The organism is Cellulophaga sp. Hel_I_12, from assembly GCF_000799565.1.
Classification (GTDB): Bacteria; Bacteroidota; Bacteroidia; order Flavobacteriales; family Flavobacteriaceae; genus Cellulophaga.
This window is the reverse complement of sequence record NZ_JUHB01000001.1, coordinates 1347626-1369751: the sequence shown is the minus strand read 5'-3', so window position 1 is coordinate 1369751 and position 22126 is coordinate 1347626. Positions and strand designations below refer to the sequence as shown.

The 22126-nt window shown below is 34.1% G+C and carries 23 protein-coding genes and 1 tRNA gene; 15 read left to right on the top strand and 9 right to left on the bottom strand.

The features are described 5' to 3' along the window. Positions 1-21 precede the first annotated feature (21 nt). From GQ45_RS06270 to istA, 6 genes are all read right to left on the bottom strand, one after another. The gene (locus GQ45_RS06270; RefSeq protein WP_047416061.1) at positions 22-1023 is read right to left on the bottom strand and encodes a YafY family protein; all 1002 of its coding nucleotides are present in this window, start codon (positions 1021-1023) and stop codon (positions 22-24) included. 13 nt (positions 1024-1036) lie between these two features. Continuing rightward, positions 1037-1996, bottom strand: coding sequence for a HipA domain-containing protein (locus GQ45_RS06265; protein WP_047416059.1), 960 nt, complete (start codon positions 1994-1996; stop codon positions 1037-1039). After that, positions 1989-2306 carry a HipA N-terminal domain-containing protein gene (locus GQ45_RS06260; protein ID WP_047416057.1) on the bottom strand — a complete coding sequence of 106 codons (318 nt, stop codon included), beginning with the start codon at positions 2304-2306 and terminating at the stop codon, positions 1989-1991. The genes GQ45_RS06265 and GQ45_RS06260 overlap by 8 nt, the downstream gene beginning before the upstream one ends. Further along, entirely contained in the window at positions 2278-2532 is a 255-nt protein-coding gene (locus tag GQ45_RS06255; RefSeq protein ID WP_231555162.1) for a transcriptional regulator, read from the bottom strand. The genes GQ45_RS06260 and GQ45_RS06255 overlap by 29 nt, the downstream gene beginning before the upstream one ends. A 709-nt stretch (positions 2533-3241) precedes the next feature. After that, positions 3242-3973 (bottom strand): IS21-like element helper ATPase IstB, encoded by a 732-nt coding sequence (gene istB, locus GQ45_RS06250; RefSeq protein WP_047414086.1) that lies wholly within the window; start codon positions 3971-3973, stop codon positions 3242-3244. 16 nt (positions 3974-3989) lie between these two features. After that, positions 3990-5534: an IS21 family transposase gene (gene istA / locus GQ45_RS06245; RefSeq protein ID WP_047414181.1), complete on the bottom strand. Its 1545-nt coding sequence runs from the start codon at positions 5532-5534 to the stop codon at positions 3990-3992. Between the two features lie 125 nt (positions 5535-5659). Here istA and GQ45_RS06240 point away from each other — a divergent pair, with 125 nt between their 5' ends. The 8 genes from GQ45_RS06240 to GQ45_RS06200 all read left to right on the top strand — a co-directional run bounded on the left by GQ45_RS06240 (position 5660) and on the right by GQ45_RS06200 (position 12362). Beyond that, a complete protein-coding gene (locus tag GQ45_RS06240; RefSeq protein WP_047416056.1) occupies positions 5660-6259 on the top strand; it encodes a hypothetical protein in 600 nt (199 codons plus the stop codon). A 94-nt stretch (positions 6260-6353) separates the two neighbouring features. Next, on the top strand, positions 6354-6635 hold the full coding sequence (locus GQ45_RS06235; RefSeq protein WP_047416055.1) for a helix-turn-helix domain-containing protein: 282 nt from the start codon (positions 6354-6356) through the stop codon (positions 6633-6635). Positions 6636-6643: 8 nt separating this feature from the next. Then, the gene (locus GQ45_RS06230; protein ID WP_156125361.1) at positions 6644-6910 is read left to right on the top strand and encodes a hypothetical protein; all 267 of its coding nucleotides are present in this window, start codon (positions 6644-6646) and stop codon (positions 6908-6910) included. Beyond that, a complete protein-coding gene (locus tag GQ45_RS06225; protein ID WP_052188132.1) occupies positions 6900-8045 on the top strand; it encodes an AAA family ATPase in 1146 nt (381 codons plus the stop codon). Before GQ45_RS06230 ends, GQ45_RS06225 begins: the two co-directional genes overlap by 11 nt. Before the next feature lie 89 nt (positions 8046-8134). Continuing rightward, positions 8135-9076, top strand: coding sequence for a DUF6371 domain-containing protein (locus GQ45_RS06220; protein WP_081980888.1), 942 nt, complete (start codon positions 8135-8137; stop codon positions 9074-9076). Positions 9077-9199: 123 nt separating this feature from the next. Next, the gene (locus GQ45_RS06215) at positions 9200-9784 is read left to right on the top strand and encodes a hypothetical protein (protein WP_047416051.1); all 585 of its coding nucleotides are present in this window, start codon (positions 9200-9202) and stop codon (positions 9782-9784) included. A gap of 221 nt (positions 9785-10005) precedes the next feature. Then, a complete protein-coding gene (locus tag GQ45_RS06210; RefSeq protein WP_047416049.1) occupies positions 10006-11079 on the top strand; it encodes a RelA/SpoT domain-containing protein in 1074 nt (357 codons plus the stop codon). Between the two features lie 656 nt (positions 11080-11735). After that, positions 11736-12362 (top strand): hypothetical protein, encoded by a 627-nt coding sequence (locus GQ45_RS06200; protein WP_047416045.1) that lies wholly within the window; start codon positions 11736-11738, stop codon positions 12360-12362. 127 nt (positions 12363-12489) lie between these two features. On the opposite strand, the gene GQ45_RS06195 is transcribed toward GQ45_RS06200, so the two are convergent. Next, a tRNA-Arg gene (locus GQ45_RS06195) sits at positions 12490-12563 on the bottom strand. Positions 12564-12637: 74 nt separating this feature from the next. Between GQ45_RS06195 and GQ45_RS06190 the strand changes: the two genes are divergently transcribed. Then, on the top strand, positions 12638-13150 hold the full coding sequence (locus GQ45_RS06190) for an adenine phosphoribosyltransferase (RefSeq protein ID WP_047416043.1): 513 nt from the start codon (positions 12638-12640) through the stop codon (positions 13148-13150). On the opposite strand, the gene GQ45_RS06185 is transcribed toward GQ45_RS06190, so the two are convergent. Then, complete coding sequence (locus GQ45_RS06185; RefSeq protein ID WP_047416041.1) at positions 13147-13299, bottom strand: hypothetical protein; 153 nt, start codon at positions 13297-13299, stop codon at positions 13147-13149. The genes GQ45_RS06190 and GQ45_RS06185 overlap by 4 nt on opposite strands. 792 nt (positions 13300-14091) lie before the next feature. Between GQ45_RS06185 and GQ45_RS06180 the strand changes: the two genes are divergently transcribed. Further along, a complete protein-coding gene (locus tag GQ45_RS06180; protein WP_047416040.1) occupies positions 14092-15030 on the top strand; it encodes a calcium/sodium antiporter in 939 nt (312 codons plus the stop codon). A gap of 202 nt (positions 15031-15232) precedes the next feature. Here the strand turns inward: GQ45_RS06180 and GQ45_RS06175 are convergent, their stop codons facing one another. After that, complete coding sequence (locus GQ45_RS06175) at positions 15233-16252, bottom strand: glutamine synthetase beta-grasp domain-containing protein (protein ID WP_047416038.1); 1020 nt, start codon at positions 16250-16252, stop codon at positions 15233-15235. A 207-nt stretch (positions 16253-16459) separates the two neighbouring features. Here GQ45_RS06175 and GQ45_RS06170 point away from each other — a divergent pair, with 207 nt between their 5' ends. From GQ45_RS06170 to GQ45_RS06150, 5 genes are all read left to right on the top strand, one after another. Beyond that, the gene (locus tag GQ45_RS06170; RefSeq protein ID WP_047416036.1) at positions 16460-18643 is read left to right on the top strand and encodes a glutamine synthetase III; all 2184 of its coding nucleotides are present in this window, start codon (positions 16460-16462) and stop codon (positions 18641-18643) included. A 206-nt stretch (positions 18644-18849) separates the two neighbouring features. Then, positions 18850-20028 (top strand): AIR synthase related protein, encoded by a 1179-nt coding sequence (locus tag GQ45_RS06165; protein WP_047416034.1) that lies wholly within the window; start codon positions 18850-18852, stop codon positions 20026-20028. A gap of 60 nt (positions 20029-20088) precedes the next feature. After that, positions 20089-20550 carry a ubiquinol-cytochrome c reductase iron-sulfur subunit gene (locus GQ45_RS06160; protein ID WP_047416032.1) on the top strand — a complete coding sequence of 154 codons (462 nt, stop codon included), beginning with the start codon at positions 20089-20091 and terminating at the stop codon, positions 20548-20550. A gap of 11 nt (positions 20551-20561) precedes the next feature. Continuing rightward, positions 20562-20996, top strand: coding sequence for a thioredoxin family protein (locus GQ45_RS06155; protein ID WP_047420096.1), 435 nt, complete (start codon positions 20562-20564; stop codon positions 20994-20996). Then, positions 20993-21988, top strand: a complete 996-nt coding sequence (locus GQ45_RS06150; RefSeq protein WP_047416030.1) for an FAD:protein FMN transferase — start codon at positions 20993-20995, stop codon at positions 21986-21988. Before GQ45_RS06155 ends, GQ45_RS06150 begins: the two co-directional genes overlap by 4 nt. Positions 21989-22126 lie beyond the last annotated feature (138 nt).

Sequence of the window (22126 nt, the reverse complement as noted above, 5' to 3'; positions counted from 1 at the left end):
CTACGCAGAGTATCCGCACAGTTAGTCTTTATAAAACTGTTGCATTGTATTTGAATGTTCTCTCATTTGCTTTTTTAATAGCTCTGGCTCTAGCACCTCTAAATCTTGACCATATGACAATAACTGTTGTACTAATTCTTTATTTATTATTGTCTCAAACCAAACTTGATCTTGTTTTTCTTTTTCAAAAAACTCTTCGTAATCTGGTTGAAATGGTTTTGTTTTAAAATAATTTTCTCTTCCATTATGGAATCGTAGAACAACTTTTTCTATTTGTGCTTCTTTAGGTCTTACTACACCAACCATTGTTCTGAAAAAGGTTTCCCAATCTTTGTTTGAATCTAAATAATTGACATCTTCAAGTGTTTCAAAACCTATAAGTCTTTCATCTAATGGAATACTCCATTCTTTAATCTCTCTAGTTTTATTCAAGCCAAAAACAAACCATCTTCTATTGTATTGTTTCAATATGTGAGGATGAAACTCAAACATTGAAGAAGATTCGTCTTTAAATCCCTGATAGTTTATTTGTAGCACTTGCTGTTTCTTGATTGCTAGATATAATGGTTTTAGGAATTTTATGCCTTTATATTCTTCGTTATGGTCATAAAACAAGATTCTAGATGCATCGTTTTCTTGTTCTTCTTCGTCTTGAAACTTAATTAAAGCTTCTGCCAGTTTATTATACTTTGGATGATTCTCAAATCTAGATAAAAGTTGTTGTGCAGCTTCAATTAAATATTGTTCATATTTCTGTAAAGGTCGCTGTGCAATAGAGAAATTAGTATCTGAGTACTTATAAGTTCTCATTCCTTCTTTAAGTGGTGCCCCAAATCCTTCTTTCTTATCTCTGAAAACTTTAATGTCTTCGCGCAAAGTTCTTTCTGAAATTTCTTCACCAGGATATAACTCTGTAATACCTTCATTTAGAATTCTTAATAATTCCTCAAAACCATAAGACTTATTACGAAAGCAATAATCTAGAATATTATATCTTAAATGCGCGTGTTTGCTATTTGCCATTTTTTATTCTAAATTAATTTTTGACAACTTCAATTGTTAGTTGAGTTGTTTTATTATTTATTAATTTTTTAAAACTCTCTTTTCGTTCTTCAGAAAGAAAGCTGTGATCAATTAATCCTGACCATTCCTGCATCCCTTTTTCAATACGTTTCCAAAGATTTTCAATCGCTTTTTCTGGTATATGCGCTTTTAACATGGCTTCATTAAAATCTCCTCGTTTTAACTTTCGCTTCTTTCCATTAAGATTCAATGCTAAATCTTCTAAATCGTCTGGTAATAATAATTGTGCTGAAATCATATCGTATGCTGGTGTGAGTTCGTATGCGTTGGACGCTTTCGCTATAAGCGAAAAATTCTTTAAATGCATATCATTATTTCCCATTAAGAAAGACACAATTACTTGTTCATAAAAATGAACAACATCCTTTATGGGGTTTTTAGAGTAGGCGATTATCCCTTTGGCAATTTGCTCGTAAGACCCTCTATACTTATGCTCTGTTAGTCGCTCATTAAATTGACATGCATCTTCCATAGCGAACTTATCGCCTTGCGCATTACGATCTATACGTCTCGTTATGTAAGCCAACTCTCCACCTTTTAAAGGCAGTAATAAAAAAGGAACGGTTTCAATGCCACAAGCTTGGGTCATTAGCATACACAAAGCTTCTAGTTCTGGCATTTGTGGATAAGCAGAATAAGGTGGTTTTAAAATATATCTTCCGTTTAAAGCACCAACTATGGTTAAACGCTCTTCAGTTGCAGTTTTTGTAAAGCCCATTGACAATTTTGGCTGTACACCCGTTACTATAATACGCTGTGCAACGTTTTCTTCAGCAAGCTCATTTATTTGTGATATATCATAATCTAATTGAAATACAGGTGTGTCACTTTCCCAAAAACGATCAAGACAAGCAGGGTGATACTGATTGTCTCCTGATGCTAATGGTTTATGACAAGCTAAACAACTACTCATGTTCTATAATACTTATGTTACCTATGCAATCACGGCAGGTGGTTAGTAATAATCCCATACGATCTCTTGGGTTAAGTTTCCAGTTTTTTTGTGCGATATCTAACAACCACCCTTCTGGAATTAATCCATCAAAAAAAGGAAATAAATTATCTGATGTAAAGGGTGCTTCCTGTAACGGAAATGTTAAGGATACAGGTGTAGCATTTTTCAATGCCAAATATGCTTTATCATATTGAAATAGATAACCTTCATCATTTTCAATAAGCATTCCTGCTTTTTGATTATGCACCCAAATTTCTCCTTGTCTCATCGCTTATAGGTGTTGGTGTTAATTGATGACCAAAAAAGAGCAATACTTGATTCACTTTATCGGTCATTAAATTTGGTTTTCCTTGTTCAAGGTCGCGCACAAAGCGAAGTCCAACGCCAGTCAAGTCTGATAACTCTGTCTGTGTCATTTTACTTGCTTTTCTGTTTGTTCTAACGAAATCAGCTATAGCATTATGTCGATTCCAATCTTTCATTAATATACCCATATGGGTGCAAGTTAATAAAATATTTAAAAACTATACCTTTTTGGGTATATTATTTTGTTTATAGAATAAATTATACCTTAAAAGGTATAAAAAATTAAGTCTCAGCGGACACGCGAAAACTGTCAAAATTTGTCAATACTTGGCAAATTTTCCCCGAAAGTAGCGTTTTAAAAAGGCGAAGATTTAAAGTTGCTGGATTCAAGCGTTGGGCAATCTTCGTCTTTTTAAAATGTTAGCCTAAATGGCGATTGAATGTCACGTGCCGATGTGAATAAATATATAAAAAAGGTACTATTTACCTTTGCATAATCAAGGGTGAATTTAGTTCATTTTCGCCATTGTTTGATTATAAAACATTTCAAAGATTTGGCAGTAAATAGGTTTTATTGCCAAATCTTTGCTAAAAATAATTTATGGATTATATCACATTACCATCAATGAACTTTAAAATAAAGTTAGCGAGTGTAACGTCGCAAGCCCCAACATCTACCAAACAAACCTATAAATTGTTTTTGGGGTAATTTTACGCATAAATTTTAATTAAATCTTTTAACCTTATTTACCCAAAGAAAGTCGTTCAACATATTTAACCTCTCTTATAACCTTTTCAGGTTCTGGTTGGATAGGGCGGTCAAATTGAACCACTTGCGGCGGATGAAAGTGAGCATAGCAAAGTAAGTGCTCAAAATCGATTCATTTGTGGTTAAATTTAGTCTTTATTTTTCATTTTTTTACGCATCGATTCTCCTTTAATATGTATTCTGTGTGCATTATGTACAAGGCGGTCTAAAATGGCATCTGCGATGGTTTGTTCTCCTATAATTTCATGCCATGCTTCTACTGGTAATTGTGAAGCTATAATAATACTGTGTTCTCCGTGTCTATCTTCAATAATTTCCATAAAAGAGTGCCTATTTATAGCATCTAAAGCTTTGAGTCCAAAGTCATCTATAATCAGTAGGTCTTGTTTTTCTAGTTTATTGATTTGTTTTAAATAAGAGCCATCTGCTTTTGATGTTTTAAGCATGGTAAAAAGTTTATTCGTGTTATAATACATGACTTTATATCCCAATGAACACGCCTGATGACCAATAGCTGATGCTATATAGCTTTTTCCAGCACCTGTACTTCCTGTGATAAGGATATTCTGTTTTTGCTTTATAAACTCACAGCTAGCAAAGCGTTGTATTTGATTTTTATCTAGCTGTCTTGAAGCATCAAAATCGATAGCTTCCATAACAGCACTATATCTAAAACGTGCCGCTTTTGTTAACCGTTCTATCTTTCTGTTTTGGCGGTCATCCCATTCGCTTTGGAGCAGATATGCGATGAGTTCATCATTTGTGTAGTTTATACTTTGTGGTGATAAACTGCTGTCAAAGGCTCTGTACATGCCGTATAGCCTTAGTTGTTTCATGTGTTCTAATGTCTGTTTATTCATTGTTTTTGGTTTAAATTTATTTGTAATAATGGCTCCCTCTAATATTGCTATGGTTTGGGATATCTGGTTGATCTTCGATATCTTCATCTAAAGTGTCCCAGCCGTTTTTAAGGATACGCTCTACAATATTGTAGTTATGCGCTCCATAGTCTAATGCTCGCTTACAGGCATTATCTAGCCGTGTATTGCCTACCTTTTTAGTAAGGTGCAATATGCCTAAACACGATTTGTAGGATTGCTCAGGGTGTTGTTTCTTTTCTAATATGTTAATGATTAACACCTTACAATTATTACCAACTTGCTCTGCCCAGGTAATGAATTTTTCACTGCTCCACTCGCTGATAAAGCGGTGATGGGAAGGCATGTGTTCCTTTATCGTGCTATACCCATATTTTTGCTTGTTTCTTGGATGTACCGTAAGCAGTTCCTGCTGGTAGTAAATCTCTACTGCGCTATCTGAGTAAACCATTTTGATACGCTTGCCTATATGCTGATAGGGCAGACTATAATAGTGTTTGTCCTTACTAAAATAAATATGGCTGTTTTTATGAACCGTTGCATTAGCGTAGCGTTTAATCTCATAGCGTTTTGCTGGCAATGGTCTGAGCTGATGCTTTTCAATCTCTTCAAATAACGAATAGCGAGAATATTCACGCCCCCTAAAAGAGGTGCTGTTATGGGTTTTAAGAAGTTCTAATATAGCCTTATTCAGTGCAGCTTTAGTATGGATCGTTTGGTTACGCAATGGCGCAAAGACACGTGTATATATGATACGTACAGCATTTTCGACGATGGCTTTATCTCTAGGTCTGTAGGCTCTAGTTGGAAGTACTGCCGTTTCATAATGCTCAGCAAAATCTATAAAAGTCTCATTTACTTTCGGTTCGTAACGACTACTTTTAGTAACTGCTGCCCTCAAGTTATCGGGCACTAAAGCTTGTGGTACACCGCCATAAAACCAAAGTGCATTTTCTACACAAGCTATAAAGTCTTCTTTCTTTTGGCTCTCACAAGCCTCAACATACGTATATTGGCTACTTCCCAATACACAAACAAAGACTTCTAAATCTTGTATCTCACCTGTGTAACGGTCTACGATGGAAAGCTTCTTACCTGTAAAATCAATAAAAAGTTTATCGCCAGCTTTGTGTGTAAAATGCATCACTGGAGACACTTCTTTAGCCCACTCCCGGTACCAATATCTAAACTGGGAAAGTTTGTAACCATCTGGATGTTTGGAAGCATACTCTTGCCAGAGTAGCTCTTTGGTTACACCCGTTTTGCGCAGTTCTTTGTCGAAATAAGGAAAGTATGTTTCTAGAGTCAATAGTTGTTGGCTCTTACCTTTTTGGTCGGTTTTAAAAAGTCTGTTCAGCTCCTCGAGTGTCATGGAAGACACTTCGTAATTAGTAAGCCCATAGCGCTTAAAAAAGTCAATATATTTAGTGATGGTATTACGTGATAGCCCTGTGATTAGGCTTATTTGACGCTTACTGACTCCTTCACTGTAAAGTTTGAAAATCTGTTTTATTTTTCGCATTTCTATTTGTTTGTTGGCCATAATATCTTTTTATAAAAAGATATTTAAAGCTTTACAAATAGAATCGATTTTTAGTGGTTCACTTTCGTCCGCCGCAAGTGGTTCACTTTCACCCGCTCCACTATGATCACTTTAATCCGCTGTAGGTGGTATACTATGCCCGTTTTTTGCACCATTACATTGATAGTGAAGAAATAGATTTCATTATTTCAGAATTTGAACAGTGCATATTGGAACATCATTGGGATTTTTTAAGTCCTTTTGAAGAAAAAAAAATGTACTTCTCGTTAAAAAAAAGAAAGTCATATTTAGAATTAAGAGCAAACGAACTGGGTTACGATGCGGATTTTAATTTTAAAAGAGATGATTTTGGTAATTTGAGAATTGAAAAAGTAAAATTTAGTAGTCAAAATTCGTTGAAAACTGATGAACCTCAACAAAATCAAGAATCCGAAACAGATGCAGTGGAAAATAAGCATATTAATATATTCAGAAATAACGGTTTTGATGTTTGGCAATCAATGTTTGATAGTTTTTGCATTGATGAAACTAGTAGAACCGATGTAAAGTTTATGTATGAGATAATGAAAAAAGACGGTTTAATATTTGACACAATTAACCAAAAAACATTTTTAGATTGGATTTCAAAGACTTATGAAATTGTAATACAGAAAACATCGAACCATTCCGTAACAAATGAAAGAATCGCGATTTATTCCATTGCTAAACAACTTTTTAAGAATTAGGATATGTAACGTACCCAAAAAGGTACAATACACAATCTTTTAGGGTATAAACTCAAATCAATATTTGCAAAGTATAACAATTAATACTTAGCAAATGGACACAGTACAATTTATTCAAACCACACCGCAACAATTAGCCGACCTAATTACAGATGGTGTAAAAATCCAACTTCAGGAACTTAAAAAGAACCTCGACAGCCAAAATGCAAACGATGACCTTTTAACACGTGAAGAAGCGTGTAAGTTTTTATCTATCAACTCGAGTACTTTATGGGCATGGTCAAATAAATGTAAAGTAAAAACCTACGGAATCGGCAACCGCAGATATTACAAGCGTAGTGAACTACTTGAATGTTTAAAACCTGTAAAAAAATAAAAAAGGCTATGGAAAACAATACCAATAGCCTTAATTCTTTCGGCAAAGAACAGGCACAAGATACAAAAATACATTCAGAATTTGAATACGAAGAAACTACTATAAGAAGACAAAATAAAATGTCTGAACGTGTTGTGTTAAATTGTAGTCAAATTACGTTTATTGATGGTGATCAATGTTTGCAAACTAGACAAGGGGTGGTCTATAAAGCAACTATTACTAACGGAGTATTAAGTTTTAATAAACCTTTAAAATTTGATACTAATGGAAAATAAAACAAACATTGGTATCGATGAGGTGTTAAATGAAGCTGAAAGCCTTTTAAAGGCTATTGAACAAGATAAACCGATTAGCTTAAGTGATGTATTAAATCAATTAGAAGTTAAAGCAACCGAAGCTATCGCACCCCCTCAAATAGCATGGGAACAAATACAAGAAAATCACAACGCAATATTAGGAACATTAGGGAACTTTTCTTTGATAATTGGAAAGGCGAAAAGTAGAAAATCATTTTTTATAAATATAGCAGTTTCTGCAGTACTAAATAATGACATTTTGTTAGGTCAATTTAAAGGCTGTTTACCACGTGATAAAAGAACGGTTCTATACTTTGATACAGAACAAGGTAAATATCATGTTCAACTAGCTTTAAAGCGTATTTGCAAGCAGATTGCCGTTGACATTCCCAAAGACCTTAAAGTATATCATTTAAGAAGTAAAAACCCCTTAGAACGGCTTAATATCATAGAACACGCAATTTACAATACTGATAGTTTAGGACTGGTTATAATTGATGGTATTAAAGACCTTGTTAATTCGATTAATGATGAATCGGAAGCGACAATGATAGCATCAAAATTATTAAAGTGGACAGAAGAAAAAAATATCCATATCGTTACGGTATTGCATCAAAATAAAAGCGATAATAATGCCCGGGGGCATATTGGAACTGAACTACTAAACAAAGCGGAAACGGTTTTATCGGTCACTAAGAACGAACAGGATAAAGATATTTCAATTGTTGAATCTCAAATGTGCAGAAACATAGAACCCTTGCCATTTGCCTTTGAAATCAATGAAGACGGTTTGCCGGTATTAGTTGAAAATTTTGAGATAAGAACGGAATCAAGAAACAACAAATTTGATATTTCGGACTTAGAAGATTATAAAAAGTTTAAGCTACTTATCGAGGTTTACACTAAAAGCGAAATATTTAGTTATTCTGAATTAGTGATACAATTACAATTAGCCTATAAGAAAGAGTTTAAGAATAAGTTAGGGGATAATAGATGCAAAGAACTTATTACCTACTGCAAAAATCAAGATTGGCTAATTCAAGAAAAACCTAAAGCACCCTATACACTAGGTCAGTTTAACAGTATCAATGGAAATGATACAATTGATTTTTAGCACGGTTTAGTTTAAAGCGTAATATACGCTTTTAAACTGTTAAACCGATAACGTGGTAAGTTTAATAAATCAGTTTAAACCGTAAACCGATGCAAGATAATTATAGATACATACTAGAACCATACGACGGCATGAAAAGCCGTTATCATTGCCCTAACTGCAATAAAAGGGGCGTATTTACTAAATACATTGATACGGAAACCAACGAGCATTTAAACGATGCAACTGGCTCATGTAGCCGTTTGATTAAGTGCGGTTATCATTATACACCTAAAGACTTCTTTCAGGACAATAATATTTCAATTAACAACGAAGTAACAACTAGGTTTAAACCGAAACCCACACCTAAACCTAAAACAAGTTTTATTAATGTTGAGGTAATGCCTAAAAGCAAGGCAAGTAAAAAGCCTAATTACTTCATTGATTTTTTGGCTCATTTATGGGATTATGAAATTGCTTGTTATTTAGCAGATAAATATAATATTGGAACCTCTAAACATTGGCAAGGTTCGACTGTATTTTGGCAAGTTGATACAAAAGACAATGTTAGAAGCGGTAAAATAATGCTTTACAATCCAACTACTGGAAAAAGAATAAAAGAGCCTTACAATCATATTAATTGGGTGCATAAAGTTTTAAAACTTGACAGCTTCAATTTAGAACAATGTTACTTCGGGGAACACCTACTAAATGAGGATGAAAACAAACCAGTCGCATTAGTTGAAAGCGAAAAAACCGCTGTAATTTCTAGTGTTTATTTACCTGAATTTATTTGGCTTGCCGTTGGTAGCGTTAATAACCTCAACGAAGCAAAGACCAGGGTTTTAAAAGGTCGTAACGTCGTTCTGTTTCCCGATTTGAAATGTTACGATTTATGGAACAACAAAATACCACAGCTTACTAAATTAGCAAATTTCAGAACCTCAACCCTATTGGAAACTAAAGCAACTGAAAGCGAAAAAAAACAGGGTTGGGATTTAGCCGATTATTTGATAGCTATACAAAAAGAGGAACGTATCGCGCGCGCGTAGTTGTGCAAAAAAAATCACAACCAGATAAAAATTAAAAAAGATCATTAATGAATTACTATAAGTAATTCCATAAGGAAAGAAAACCAACCATTAAAAAAGATTAATTAATTAAATTCAAGTATTATGTTTTACCCAATTAAAAGAAATAGTCGATACGGATCACTCGCAGTACGTTTGGAATTAAACGAACTAAACCAATTAAAAGATGCTAATAGGGGCGTTAAAATAGTAGCAAACTTTAGTAATATGAATGAGCTTTTTGCGGAACGTATACCAGTAAGTTTAAGACTAGGTGCTTATTGGATAATGCACCCTATAGTAGAAAAAAGAAAACCTTCAGATAAGGGGTTTTTGGAGAGTAAAGACGGATATTTTGAACACTTAACAGAAAACAATCAAAAATTAAGTACGAAGTTCATACCGATACATGAGGATATTTTAGAGTTCGATTTTAGTGATGTGAATTATTCTAAAGAAATACCTTTGGCCGAACCACCGCAAAGGGATGGTTTTGTTTTAGATAAAAAAATTCTAGTAGGTTTTTTCGATTTGGTGTTTTTTGAAAGCAACTTAGAAGATTACATAAAAGCAAGGGATACAGAAGATGTGCCAGAATATGAGCATAAACGTTATGTACTTACAATGGGACTTATTCAGGTTAATAATAACTTCAAAGTGATAGATTTTAGGCAATACTCAACTTATTAAACTTGATTAATCAAGTTTTTTCAAGTTTTAGAAATTACATGAAACACGGAAGTGTAATTTTAGGCATCTAATTACATTATGGAACAAGAAAACAAAGATGAGTTACGGAATTGAAATGTACTTTTTTTTAGAATCTACAAATAATTATTTGTAGAACAAATGATTACACGGCGCATGACATTTTTTAAAAATCGCATGACATTTTTTAATACTTTTGATTTATGGCTTGGAGTGTACCGCAAAATTCTAGAAGAGAAGTAAATAGAGCTGGATTAACTCTAATGAATGAGGATTCTACAGAGGTAGAACTAAATCACGCTTTTAGTGTTATTAATAACTGGAGAACATCTCATCATTTTCCTTTAAATACTTTTCAAATTAGGTTAAGAAGGGAAGCAAAAAAAATAGACGATAACTGCTTGATAGGGCAAAGAATAAAGAGGCTTACTTCGATAAAATCTAAATTAGAGAGAATCAGAGGGCTTAATTTAGCTCAAATACAAGATATAGGTGGTTGTAGGGCAATTGTTGAAAGCATGGAGTCTCTCGAAAAGCTTACAAATATTTATACTAGTAGATTTTCAAGAGGACTTAAACACGAGCTATGCACAATAGATGATTATGTTTTTGATAAACCCAGATTTACTGGGTATAGAAGTATTCATTTAGTTTATAAATATGCTAGTGATAAAAGTAAAGATTATAACAACCTTAAAATTGAAATCCAATTAAGAACCTTTCTTCAGCACGCTTGGGCTACCGCAGTTGAAACAATAGACTCATTCACTAATCAAAACCTAAAACTAGGCGGAGGTGAGAAGGATTGGAAAAGATTTTTTTCTTTAATAAGCTCAGTAATCGCACTAAGAGAAGGCACCCCGATAGTCCCAGAAACGCCGAATAATTTAGAAGAATTAAGAACTGAAATTATAAAGTTGGAAAAAAAATTAGATGTAATACATACTTTAGAGGGTTTTAGTGCAGCGCTAAAATTTACGACTGAATCAGGAAAAATAAAATCAGGTTTTTTTATTCTTCAATTAGACCCAATTGCTAAAATTGTAAACATATCTTCCTTCCCTTCAGGCTCAAAGGGACTAAGAGAAGCGTCTGAAGCTTATCTAGTAATTGAAAAAGAGAATCAGTTTAATCAAAAGAATATTGTTCTAGTTTCATCAGACACTTTGGAGACTTTAAAATTAACTTATCCGAACTATTACGCAGACACTAGTAGATTTATTTATATACTGAAAGAAACAATAAATGGCACTCAACAATTAAGCCTATTTGCTTAATTTTTATTTTTTGCGTTTGTTATTAAATGTGCTAGACGCCAAATTGTAATTTAGCAAGTGTAGTAAATGCATACTAAAACAAAAAAAATAAAAAGAGGGCAACCAATACGGAAACCCTCTTTTATTTGTTCAAATGATTACACAGGCAATGTATAAGCAGTACCAAAGATAATTCAATTCCTTATTCGTTTTAGCTCAAAGCAATTTATTATTTAGAATTAATCTAAATAATAAGATTAAATATTTTTGTAATTTGATCCAATGAATAGGATTTTGATAATAGCCTTTTTTAGAAGATGGAAAATAGATAAAGATGAATTACGAACGTTGTATGTAAATAGCGTTCAAGATAAGGCAGAGGCACTTTAAAAAAGAAATGGGCATCTACGAATTTAATATACTTTCCGAACATGATAAGTATGATACTGTATTTACCAAGGGTCAATTTGTAGATGTTGTTATTGATGGTTATACTAAGTATTGCCTGTATTCAGTTTCTATGTTTTGGGTTGAGCTGGTTTATAGCGTTACGACTAATAAGATAATCGGTATTAGTTCTTTTATTTCGGGGGCTACACTAGACAAGTATAGTAATATTCCTAATCAACTTTGATTAATCAAAGTTTTTCAATCTTTTAACTATTAAATAAAGAACCATGAAATACATATTAATTCTTTCACTAGTAATGTTTAATTTTTCAAATGCGCAAAAAATTAAAATAGATAGCACTAATTATTTGTTGAGTTTCGAGGGAATACATGAAATTGATTTGATAAAGTCAGAAATTAAAAAAGAAACTGAAAAATGGCTTGCATTAACTTTTACGGATTCAAAAGAAGTGATTAGGTTATCAAATGAAGATAATGTAATTGGTAAGGGTAGTTTTGTTGAAAATATCAAGTCAGGCAAATATATCTTCCCTGTAACATTTGATTTTGTACTTGATATTGCTTTTAAAGATGGTCGTTATAAACTTGTATTCAAAGATTTTCAGCAAAGGAACACAGCAGTACCTCAGCCAATACCAGTATTTTATAAGCCTGATTTAAACAAAGACAATTATATAGATTTTATGGTTCTTACTTTAGGATACTTAGGTAATAGTGAATTGCTTAAAATGGGACTTGAACGAATAGAGAAAGGAAAGGTTAAGGATTCAGAAATTCAAAATTCAATAGAAATGATGGAACAGATTAAGCAAGTAATTCAAAATAAAGTAACTGTATTATCGTCAAGTCTAAATTTAAGTTTGAAAAAATCAAAATTAAACGAAGACTGGTAACTAAGATATCCTAGTCCTTTTATCATATTTAAGAAGTAAAATACAATTACCGTACAATAATCGTACAAATAACAAAACAAAAAATCCCTAAACAACTGATTAACAGTATGTTTAGGGATTTATTTCGTGACCTCGACTGGATTCAAACCAGTAACCTCTTGAGCCGTAATCAAGTGCGCTATTCAGTTGCGCCACGAGGCCATTTAATTTCCCCTTAACGGGCTGCAAATATATTTCTTTTTAAATTTACAGCAAAATAAGAACTACTAAAAATTATGGATTTTAAAAAGTATATCAGAGATGTTAACGATTTTCCAAACCAAGGTGTTGTTTTTAAGGATATTACACCTTTGTTGCTAGATGCTGAGGCATTTCAAAAAGCAGCCCATGCTTTATATGATTTGCTTAAAGATAAAAAGATAGCCAAAGTAGTTGGTTTAGAGAGTAGAGGTTTTTTCTTTGCGCCACTGTTGGCGGCAAAATTAAATGCTGGTTTTGTACCGATCCGAAAGCAAGGGAAATTACCTTACCAGGTAGAACGTGTTTCCTATGCCCTAGAATACGGCAGCGATACTTTAGAAATTCATAAGGATAGTATTCATCCTGGAGATAAAGTATTAGTACATGATGACGTTTTGGCTACCGGTGGAACTGCAGCGGCAGCTTGTGAGCTTATTACACGTTTAGGTGGTGAAATTGTGCAATGTAATTTTTTAATTGAGCTAGATTTTTTAAATGGGCGTAATAAGTTAAAAGGGCATAACATAGCGTCCTTAGTGCACTATTAATCAATGGCATTAGTCGTTACAAAATAACGCCAACCCAATAAGGCCATTTGTAATTTTGAGGCTTTCGAAAGGTCTAGCCTTTTTTTTGAAAATGAAGGCAATAGTACTTTGTTTAGTTTTGCTAAGAACTGGAATAGTAATTTCTTCATTTTAAAAATAGTTTATGCAAATATAGTATCATTTTTTAATTAGAAAGACTGCCGAAAGGCAGTCTTTTATATATAGGCCTATTTGATTTATGTTATGTTAAAATTAGGATGAGTGACAGCATTAGGAGTACAAGTAATTTAGTAAAAGTAATCATAGTTGATGTTTTAGAGGTTAATAATTTGTTGTAATTAATCGATTATTTCCTCAATATATAGAAAGGAATAAGCAAGCTCCAAATTTTAGAATACGATTTATTGTAATTAAATGCAATGATGTAACTAAATAAATGATTATTGTTATAATATGTAATATATAATTCTACTTATATATTATAAATAGTAATTAAAAAGTTATAAAATATAATGATATGTAATAATTATAGGGTCTTTTTTGTAATACTTTGTTGATGCAAGGCAGTTTTGATTTTTTCAAAGAGATAATTTAACTGTTTCATCTGCTCCAGCTTATTTTTTATGCATTTTTTCTCCTGTAAAAAAAATTTTTAGATCTATGATTTTTGTTAGTTTCAAGATATAAACGACCTTATGTTGGGAACCGACATTCAATTAAAAAAGCTAAAGCAAAGCTGTACGGAGGGTTTTCTTTTTTTTTTTTTTTTTCATTGTCCAATGAAACTAAAAATAAATTCTATTGGTAATTAGGATGTTTGAACTATGGGCACTAGACGTTTTTGGGGTTATTTTAGAATTTCTTTTAACTAGGCATTTTAAACTTTAGGATACAAGTCCTAAAAAAAAATTCTTGGCTTATATTTGTTAAAAACTATAAAAATGCAAGACTTATTATATATTGTTTTAGGTTTAACCTTGCTTATTTTTGGCGGTAGTTGGTTGCTAAAGGCGGCGGTAGCTTTATCACTGAGGCTGAACATCCCAAAAATTGTAATTGGGATGACGGTAGTTTCTTTTGCTACCTCCGCACCAGAATTAATTGTGAGTGTTAAAGCGGCACTTGATGGTTTTCCGGATTTGGCTTTAGGAAATGTAGTTGGTTCTAATATTGCAAATCTCGGATTGGTATTAGGCATTACCTTACTTTTAGGTACTATTAATGTTAAAAAGAGTTTTTACACGACAGATTGGCCAGTGATGATGCTAGCGTCTTTATTGTTTTTTGGTTTTATATATTTTGACCAGGAGCTGCAGCAACATGAAGGCATAATTATGGTGGTATTACTTTTTGCATTTTTGGTGTACTTGTTGCGATTTCAAACTCCAGCCGTGGAAGATGAGCAACCCGAAGATGATGTATTATTACCCAATTATAAAACCTTTTTATTTTTAGTTTTAGGGGGTACGGCACTCTGGGGAGGTTCGGAATTTTTAATTGGTGGAGCCGTTGGCTTGGCAAGTTATTATGGTGTTACCGAACGTGTTATTGCAGTCACCGTGGTTTCTATAGGTACAAGTATTCCTGAGTTGGCAGCATCTGTAATTGCCGTTATCAAGAAAGAAAAAGCTATTTCCTTGGGGAATCTTATTGGTTCAAACATTTTTAATTTGTTGGCAGTCTTAGGGATTACCTCAATAATAACACCCATTAAGGTTATGGACCAAGGTTTGTTGACAAATGATATATTTTGGATGCTAGGCTTATCGTTTTTAGTGTTGCCCTTGGTTTTTATTCCCAAAGGGCTTCGATTAGGGTGGCGCGATGGTATAGTTCTTGTAGCTTGTTATTTAATTTTTGTTTACTTTACCATTCAATAATTTAGGGTTTATTAAGTTTGGTGGACAATGACTAGTGAGCTAAGCTAGGCAAAGAAAAAATTGCTTGGTGCAAAAAGTGTTAGACCTTACAAAAATGCAAGTCAATAAGGGGTTGTTTTAAAGATAATGAAGACCAATAAAAAAGTGCTATTGAAGAAATTTCAATAGCACTTTTTGTTCGTATAAAAATAAATGGCTAAAATTAAACCTTAGCAGATTTTACCGTTTTGATAATTCTAGCTGCAATTTTATAGGGATCAGCATTAGAAGCCGGACGACGGTCTTCCAAATAGCCTTTCCAACCATGAGAAACCGTATAAATAGGAATTCGAATAGAAGCTCCACGATCTGATACTCCGTAAGAGAAGTCATGAATTGAAGCCGTTTCGTGTTTACCGGTTAAACGTTGATCGTTAAATTCACCGTAAATAGCGATATGCTCTTTGACAACAGGACGGAAAGCTTCACATATTTTCTCATACGTTTCTTTGGAACCACAAGTTCTAAGTGTTGTGTTTGAGAAATTGGCATGCATACCTGAACCATTCCAATCGGTATCCCCCAGTGGTTTCGGGTGGTATTCAATATACCAATCATATTTCTCCGTTAATCGATCTAGTAAATATCTGGCGATCCAAATTTCATCACCAGCTTTTTTAGCGCCTTTGGCAAATAATTGAAACTCCCATTGCCCACAAGCAACTTCTTGATTAATTCCTTCGAAGTTTAATCCTGCTTCGATACATAAATCCGCATGCTCTTCTACCAATTCTCTTCCGTGCGTATTAAGACCACCTACAGAACAATAGTACATACCTTGTGGTTTTGGGTAACCTCCTCTTGGGAATCCTAAAGGCAATTCTGTTTTCGTATCCATGATAAAATATTCTTGCTCAAAACCAAACCAGAAATCGTCATTTTCATCATCAATAGCTGCTCTACCGTTCGATACATGTGGGGTTCCATCAGGATTCATAACTTCGGTCATGACCAACCACCCGTTTATTCTCGTTGGATCAGGGTAAATAGCAACTGGCTTTAACACACAATCAGATGACCCTCCAATAGCTTGCTTGGTAGATGAGCCATCAAAAGACCAATTATTTAATTCTTCAATAGTCCCTTTGAAATCTTCATGCTCTTCGACCTTGGTCTTACTTCGCATGTTTTGTGTGGGCTTGTACCCATCTAACCAAATGTATTCTAATTTAATTTTTGCCATAATAAGAGTTGTTATTTATCTTTAAGAATAGCACAAAAATATAATTTTTTAGAATACTACATAAAAAATAAGGGGTTAATTGCATAAATATTAGTTATATTTTGCAATGACCATATTTTTTAAGGGGTATTTTATATTTAATTTATTTTTTTCGGTTTGAATTATTAAATTCTTAATTTTGTTTTTTACTTAATTTAAAAATTATATATGTCAAAATCGAGATTTGATGCTATCAGTAAGAGTCAGGAAAGACCTCGAATAGTTATTGAAGAAAAGGGAAGAAGATCTGAACTTTTTGGGATTCATGTGTTTAATGAAGACCGCATGCTTCAGTACCTTACAAAAGATGCCTTGGAAAGTGTTCGAAGTGCCATGCACTCTGGTTCAAAAATCGATAGAAAAATGGCAGACCAAGTAGCTGAATCCATTAAAACTTGGGCCATCACTATGGGAGCCACACATTATACGCATTGGTTTCAACCCTTAACCGGAGCAACAGCTGAAAAGCATGATGCCTTTTTTGATTTATTAGATGGCAAGCCTCTTGAGAAATTTGGAGGTAGCCAATTAGTGCAGCAAGAACCAGACGCCTCTAGTTTTCCAAGTGGTGGTATTCGAAATACGTTTGAGGCTAGGGGGTATACCGCATGGGACCCAACCTCGAATGCTTTTATATATGGTACAACATTGTGTATTCCAACGGTATTTGTTTCTTATACTGGAGAAGCTTTGGACAATAAGGCGCCACTATTAAGAGCTTTAAGTGCTGTTGATGATGCAGCTACGGCCGTGGCTCGGTATTTTGATAAAAACGTTTCTAAGGTAAACGCGACCCTAGGCTGGGAACAAGAGTATTTTTTGATTGATAAAGCTTTAGCCTTTTCAAGGCCCGATCTTGTCATGACAGGGAGAACTTTAGTGGGTCATCAAGCCGCTAAAGGCCAACAGTTAGATGATCATTATTTTGGTGTTATTCCAGATCGCGTTTTAAGTTTTATGAGCGATTTAGAAAAGGAGTGTACAAAACTAGGTATTCCTGTAAAAACGCGTCATAATGAGGTTGCACCTAATCAGTTTGAGCTGGCACCCGTTTTTGAGGAAGCTAATTTAGCTGTCGATCACAATTTATTATTGATGGATGTGATGGATAAAATTGCGGATAAGCATAGTTTTAAAGTGCTTTTCCACGAAAAGCCTTTTGAAGGGATCAACGGTTCGGGGAAACATAACAATTGGTCTTTAGCTACAGATACTGGTGTAAATTTGTTGAGTCCGGGATCAACACCCATGAAAAACCTTCAATTTTTAACCTTTTTCATCAATACCATAAAAGCAGTAGATACCTATGAAGAATTATTGCGGGCTTCTATTGCTTCAGCAAGTAACGATTATAGATTAGGGGCCAATGAAGCACCACCAGCCATTTTTTCTATATTTATTGGAACACAATTAAGTAGCGTTTTAGATGAATTAGAGGGGGTTTCAAAAGGTAAATTATCTCCGGAAGAAAAAACAGAACTCAAATTAAACGTAGTGGGTAAAATTCCTGAAATTTTACTAGATAATACCGATCGTAACCGAACCTCTCCTTTTGCCTTTACTGGAAATAAATTCGAGATGCGTGGGGTAGGTTCAAAAACAAATTGCGCAAAACCAATGACGGTTTTAAATACCATTGTAGCCAAGCAATTACAAGATTTTAAAAAAGAGGTTGATGCCCTTATAGATAAAAAAAGCTTAAAGAAAGATGAAGCCGTTTTTAATGTGTTACGAGAATACATAAAAACATCAAAACGAATTCGTTTTGACGGTGATGGGTATAGCGATGAATGGGAAAAAGAAGCTGCAAGAAGAAAATTAAGCAATAATAAAAATACACCTACAGCGCTTCAGGTTTTAACTTCAAAAGAAAGCATTGAGCTTTTTAAAAGTATGAAGGTATTAAGCGAGGTTGAAATTGCCGCGCGTAAAGAAGTAGAGTTAGAGACCTATATTTTTCAAGTACAAATAGAGGGTAGGGTGTATAATGAATTGGTGTATAGTTATATTATTCCCGCAGCAATCAAATATCAAAATCAAATCATAAAAAATGTGATGGGCTTAAAAGATATCTATGGGGCAGCGCACAAAAAATTATCAGAAGGTCAATTGTCGATCATTGAACAAATTGCAGAGCATATTGAGGCCATAAAAAAGGTAACAGATAAAATGACAGATGCGCGCAGAAGTGCTAATCAGCTTAAAGATATGAATAAGAAGGCTTTTGCCTATTGTGATAATGTAAAGCCATATTTTGATCAAATTAGAACGCATAGTGACAAATTAGAACGTATCATGGATAATGACCTTTGGCCATTAACAAAATATCGAGAATTACTTTTTCAAAAGTAGAAAAGTTGCTGACCTATGGAGAAGGATGGTGTAAACGAACATACCGTTCTTTGATATCTTGATTTTTAAAAAGATCAGGCTTTTAAAATTTATAAACCTAGGGTGTAAACCAATAAAAGAATTTACTCTATTGAAATCGTAAAAAAGCACAGAATAAGCAATGCTTCTTTAATGTTTCTGTTATTTTTGTGCAAAATATGTAAATCATGAGTTCATCAAACAGTGAAAGATACAATCAGCGTGGCGTTTCTGCTTCGAAGGAAGACGTTCATAAGGCTATAAAAAATATAGATAAGGGGCTATTTCCACAAGCCTTCTGTAAAATAGTTCCTGATTATTTAACGAATGATGAGGATTATTGTTTGGTGATGCATGCCGATGGAGCAGGGACAAAATCGTCGCTTGCCTATATGTATTGGAAAGAAACGGGCGATTTAAGTGTGTGGAAAGGTATTGCGCAAGATGCCTTAATTATGAATATTGATGATTTAATTTGCGTAGGTGCTACCGATCATATCATGCTTTCCTCTACAATTGGCCGGAATAAAAATAAAATTCCTGCCGAAGTACTTTCTGCTATCATCAATGGTACCGAAGAATTAATCAAGGACCTTAAACAACACGGAATACGCATTTATGCTACAGGTGGTGAAACTGCCGATGTGGGAGATTTGGTGCGGACCATTATTGTAGATTCTACGGTAACGGCTCGTTTAAAACGTTCAGATGTTATCGATAACGCAAATATTAAAGCGGGTGATGTTATTGTAGGTTTGGCCTCATTCGGTCAAGCTACCTACGAAAAAGAATATAACGGAGGAATGGGTAGTAACGGATTAACCTCCGCACGTCATGATGTATTTTCTAAATACTTGGCAGAAAAATATCCTGAAAGTTATGATGCAGAAGTTCCAGAAGATTTGGTGTATTCAGGATCTGTACAACTCACCGATGCCGTTAATGGCGCGCCACTTGATGCAGGCAAATTAGTGTTGTCGCCGACGAGGACCTATGCGCCAATTGTAAAAAAAATATTGGAAAAATATGCATCAAAAGATATTCACGGGATGGTGCATTGCAGCGGTGGAGCACAAACCAAAATACTACATTTTATAGATAAGCTACATATTATAAAAGATAACTTGTTTGAAGTGCCTCCATTATTCAATCTAATTCAAGAACAATCTGGTACAGATTGGAGAGAGATGTATCAAGTGTTTAACTGTGGACATCGTTTAGAGTTTTATGTGAATGAGGCCATTGCAAAAGACTTGATAGCCATAGCGGCTAGCTTTGGAGTTGAAGGGCAAATTATTGGTAGGGTAGAAGAGAGTACCTCAAAAAAATTAACCATTAAGAGTGGTAAGGGTGTTTTTCAATATTAAATAGCCCTGTTACATACGTTTTTATCATTTTTATCGTTGTTTCAATAAAGAAATGATGCTATGGAAAGAAAAGAATTTTTAAAAACCCTAGGTGCTGGAGCTGCTTTTGCTATAACTTTTTCATGTTTACATGGGTGCTCAGATAAAGGTGGAGGAGAAAATCCATTAATACCTGAACTTCCAGGAGAAGGTTTTACGGTCGATTTAAACGCAGCGAGTTCAGCAAACCTTCAAAATAATGGCGGATTTATTTTTGTGAAATCAAAACAAACCTTTACAGAAAACGATGTTATTGTGGTTCGTAATTTAGAGGGTAATATAGTGGCTGCTAGTAAAATTTGTAGTCACGAGGGAAATCCTAATATTGACTTTTTTGAAGAAAATGGAGGAATTTTTGAATGTGATGTTCACGGAGCGCGTTTCAATCAAGCCGGTCAACCTTTAAATTCGGTCACGACAAATCCACTAAAAATATTTCAAACTGAACTTTTGCCTAACAATATCTTGCGTATTTTTGAATAAGTATGTTTAACATGAAATTTTTAATTTTAGGGCTGGCAGTAGTAAGTACACTAACATGCTTTAGTCAAAATTGGCATAAAAATTTTGAAGAAGCTCAAAAAGACGCCCAAACAAATAATAAAACCTTAGTCCTTGTTTTTTCGGGCTCGGATTGGTGTGCACCTTGTATAAAATTAGATAGAGAGGTATGGCAATCAACAGAATTTAAAGACTATGCAGCCCAGTACTATGCCTTGTATAAAGCAGATTTTCCAAGAAGAAAGGCGAATAAACTTTCTGAAAACTTAGAAAAACAAAACAAGGGGCTGGCAGAAAAGTACAATGCCAAAGGCTATTTTCCACTAGTACTAGTCCTCAATACAAAAGGTGAAATTTTAGGAGAAACTGGCTATCAAAAAGTCACGCCAAAAGCGTATATTTCGATCTTAAATTCGTTTAACGATTGAGAAAATCACTTTCACTCCTTATTTTTTTTTATTTAAATTTTGCTAACGCACAAGAGCAAAGGTATGTCACCGTCGACAGAACGCTTAGCTTAATGGGTTCGCGTTTTGTCATTACTATTGTGGCCGAGAGTGAAGCTACAGCAAATAAACACATTGACGAAGCTAGTGCAGAGATCACGAGAATTGAGAAGTTAATTTCTTCTTGGGATGAAAATTCAGAAACTTCCTTGATCAATAAATATGCAGGTATTCAGCCCGTCAAAGTAAATCCTGAACTATTTGGATTAATTGAAAGGTCGCTTAAAATTTCAGCGATTACAGATGGTGCATTCGATATTACCTATGCGTCTATGGATAAGGTTTGGAGGTTTGATGGCAGCATGCAGTACCCACCCTCTGAAGCGGAGATTAAAAGCTCCATTGCTCAAGTAGGATACCAACATATTATTTTAAATAAAGAAAAATCGACTGTTTTTTTAGAAAACAAAGGAATGAAAATTGGTTTTGGTGCTATCGGCAAAGGCTATGCCGCCGACAAAACTAAAGCATTAATGCTTTCAAAAAATGTTTTTGCAGGAATCATAAATGCATCTGGGGATTTAACCACCTGGGGAAGGCAAGCATCAGGAGAAAAATGGATTATTGGTATTTCAAATCCCTTAGATCGTGAAAAGATTTTTTCATGGCTGCCTCTTGATGAATCATCAGTAGCTACTTCTGGGAATTATGAGAAGTATGTGGTTTTTAAAGGTGAAAAATATTCGCATATTATTGATCCTAGAACAGGGTATCCGTCAAAAGGCATCAATAGTGTATCGGTTTTTTCAAAAAGTGCAGAGCTTTGTGATGCTTTAGCCACATCGGTCTTTATTATGGGTAGGGAAACAGGCTTGGCTTTTATCGATCAATTAGAAGGAACGGAAATTATTATTGTAGATTCAGATCATAAAATTCACAAGAGTAAAGGAATAAAGTTCGATGAAAAACGCTAACTTTAGAAGTAAGAGTGCAAGAGACACTATAAAACAGTGAAGCGAAAAAAATCAGAATAGCCATTAACGATTAACGAACAATCTGGCTAGGCTTGCACATTAAATACCTTTGCCAAGGACAGTGATACCTTTAAATTT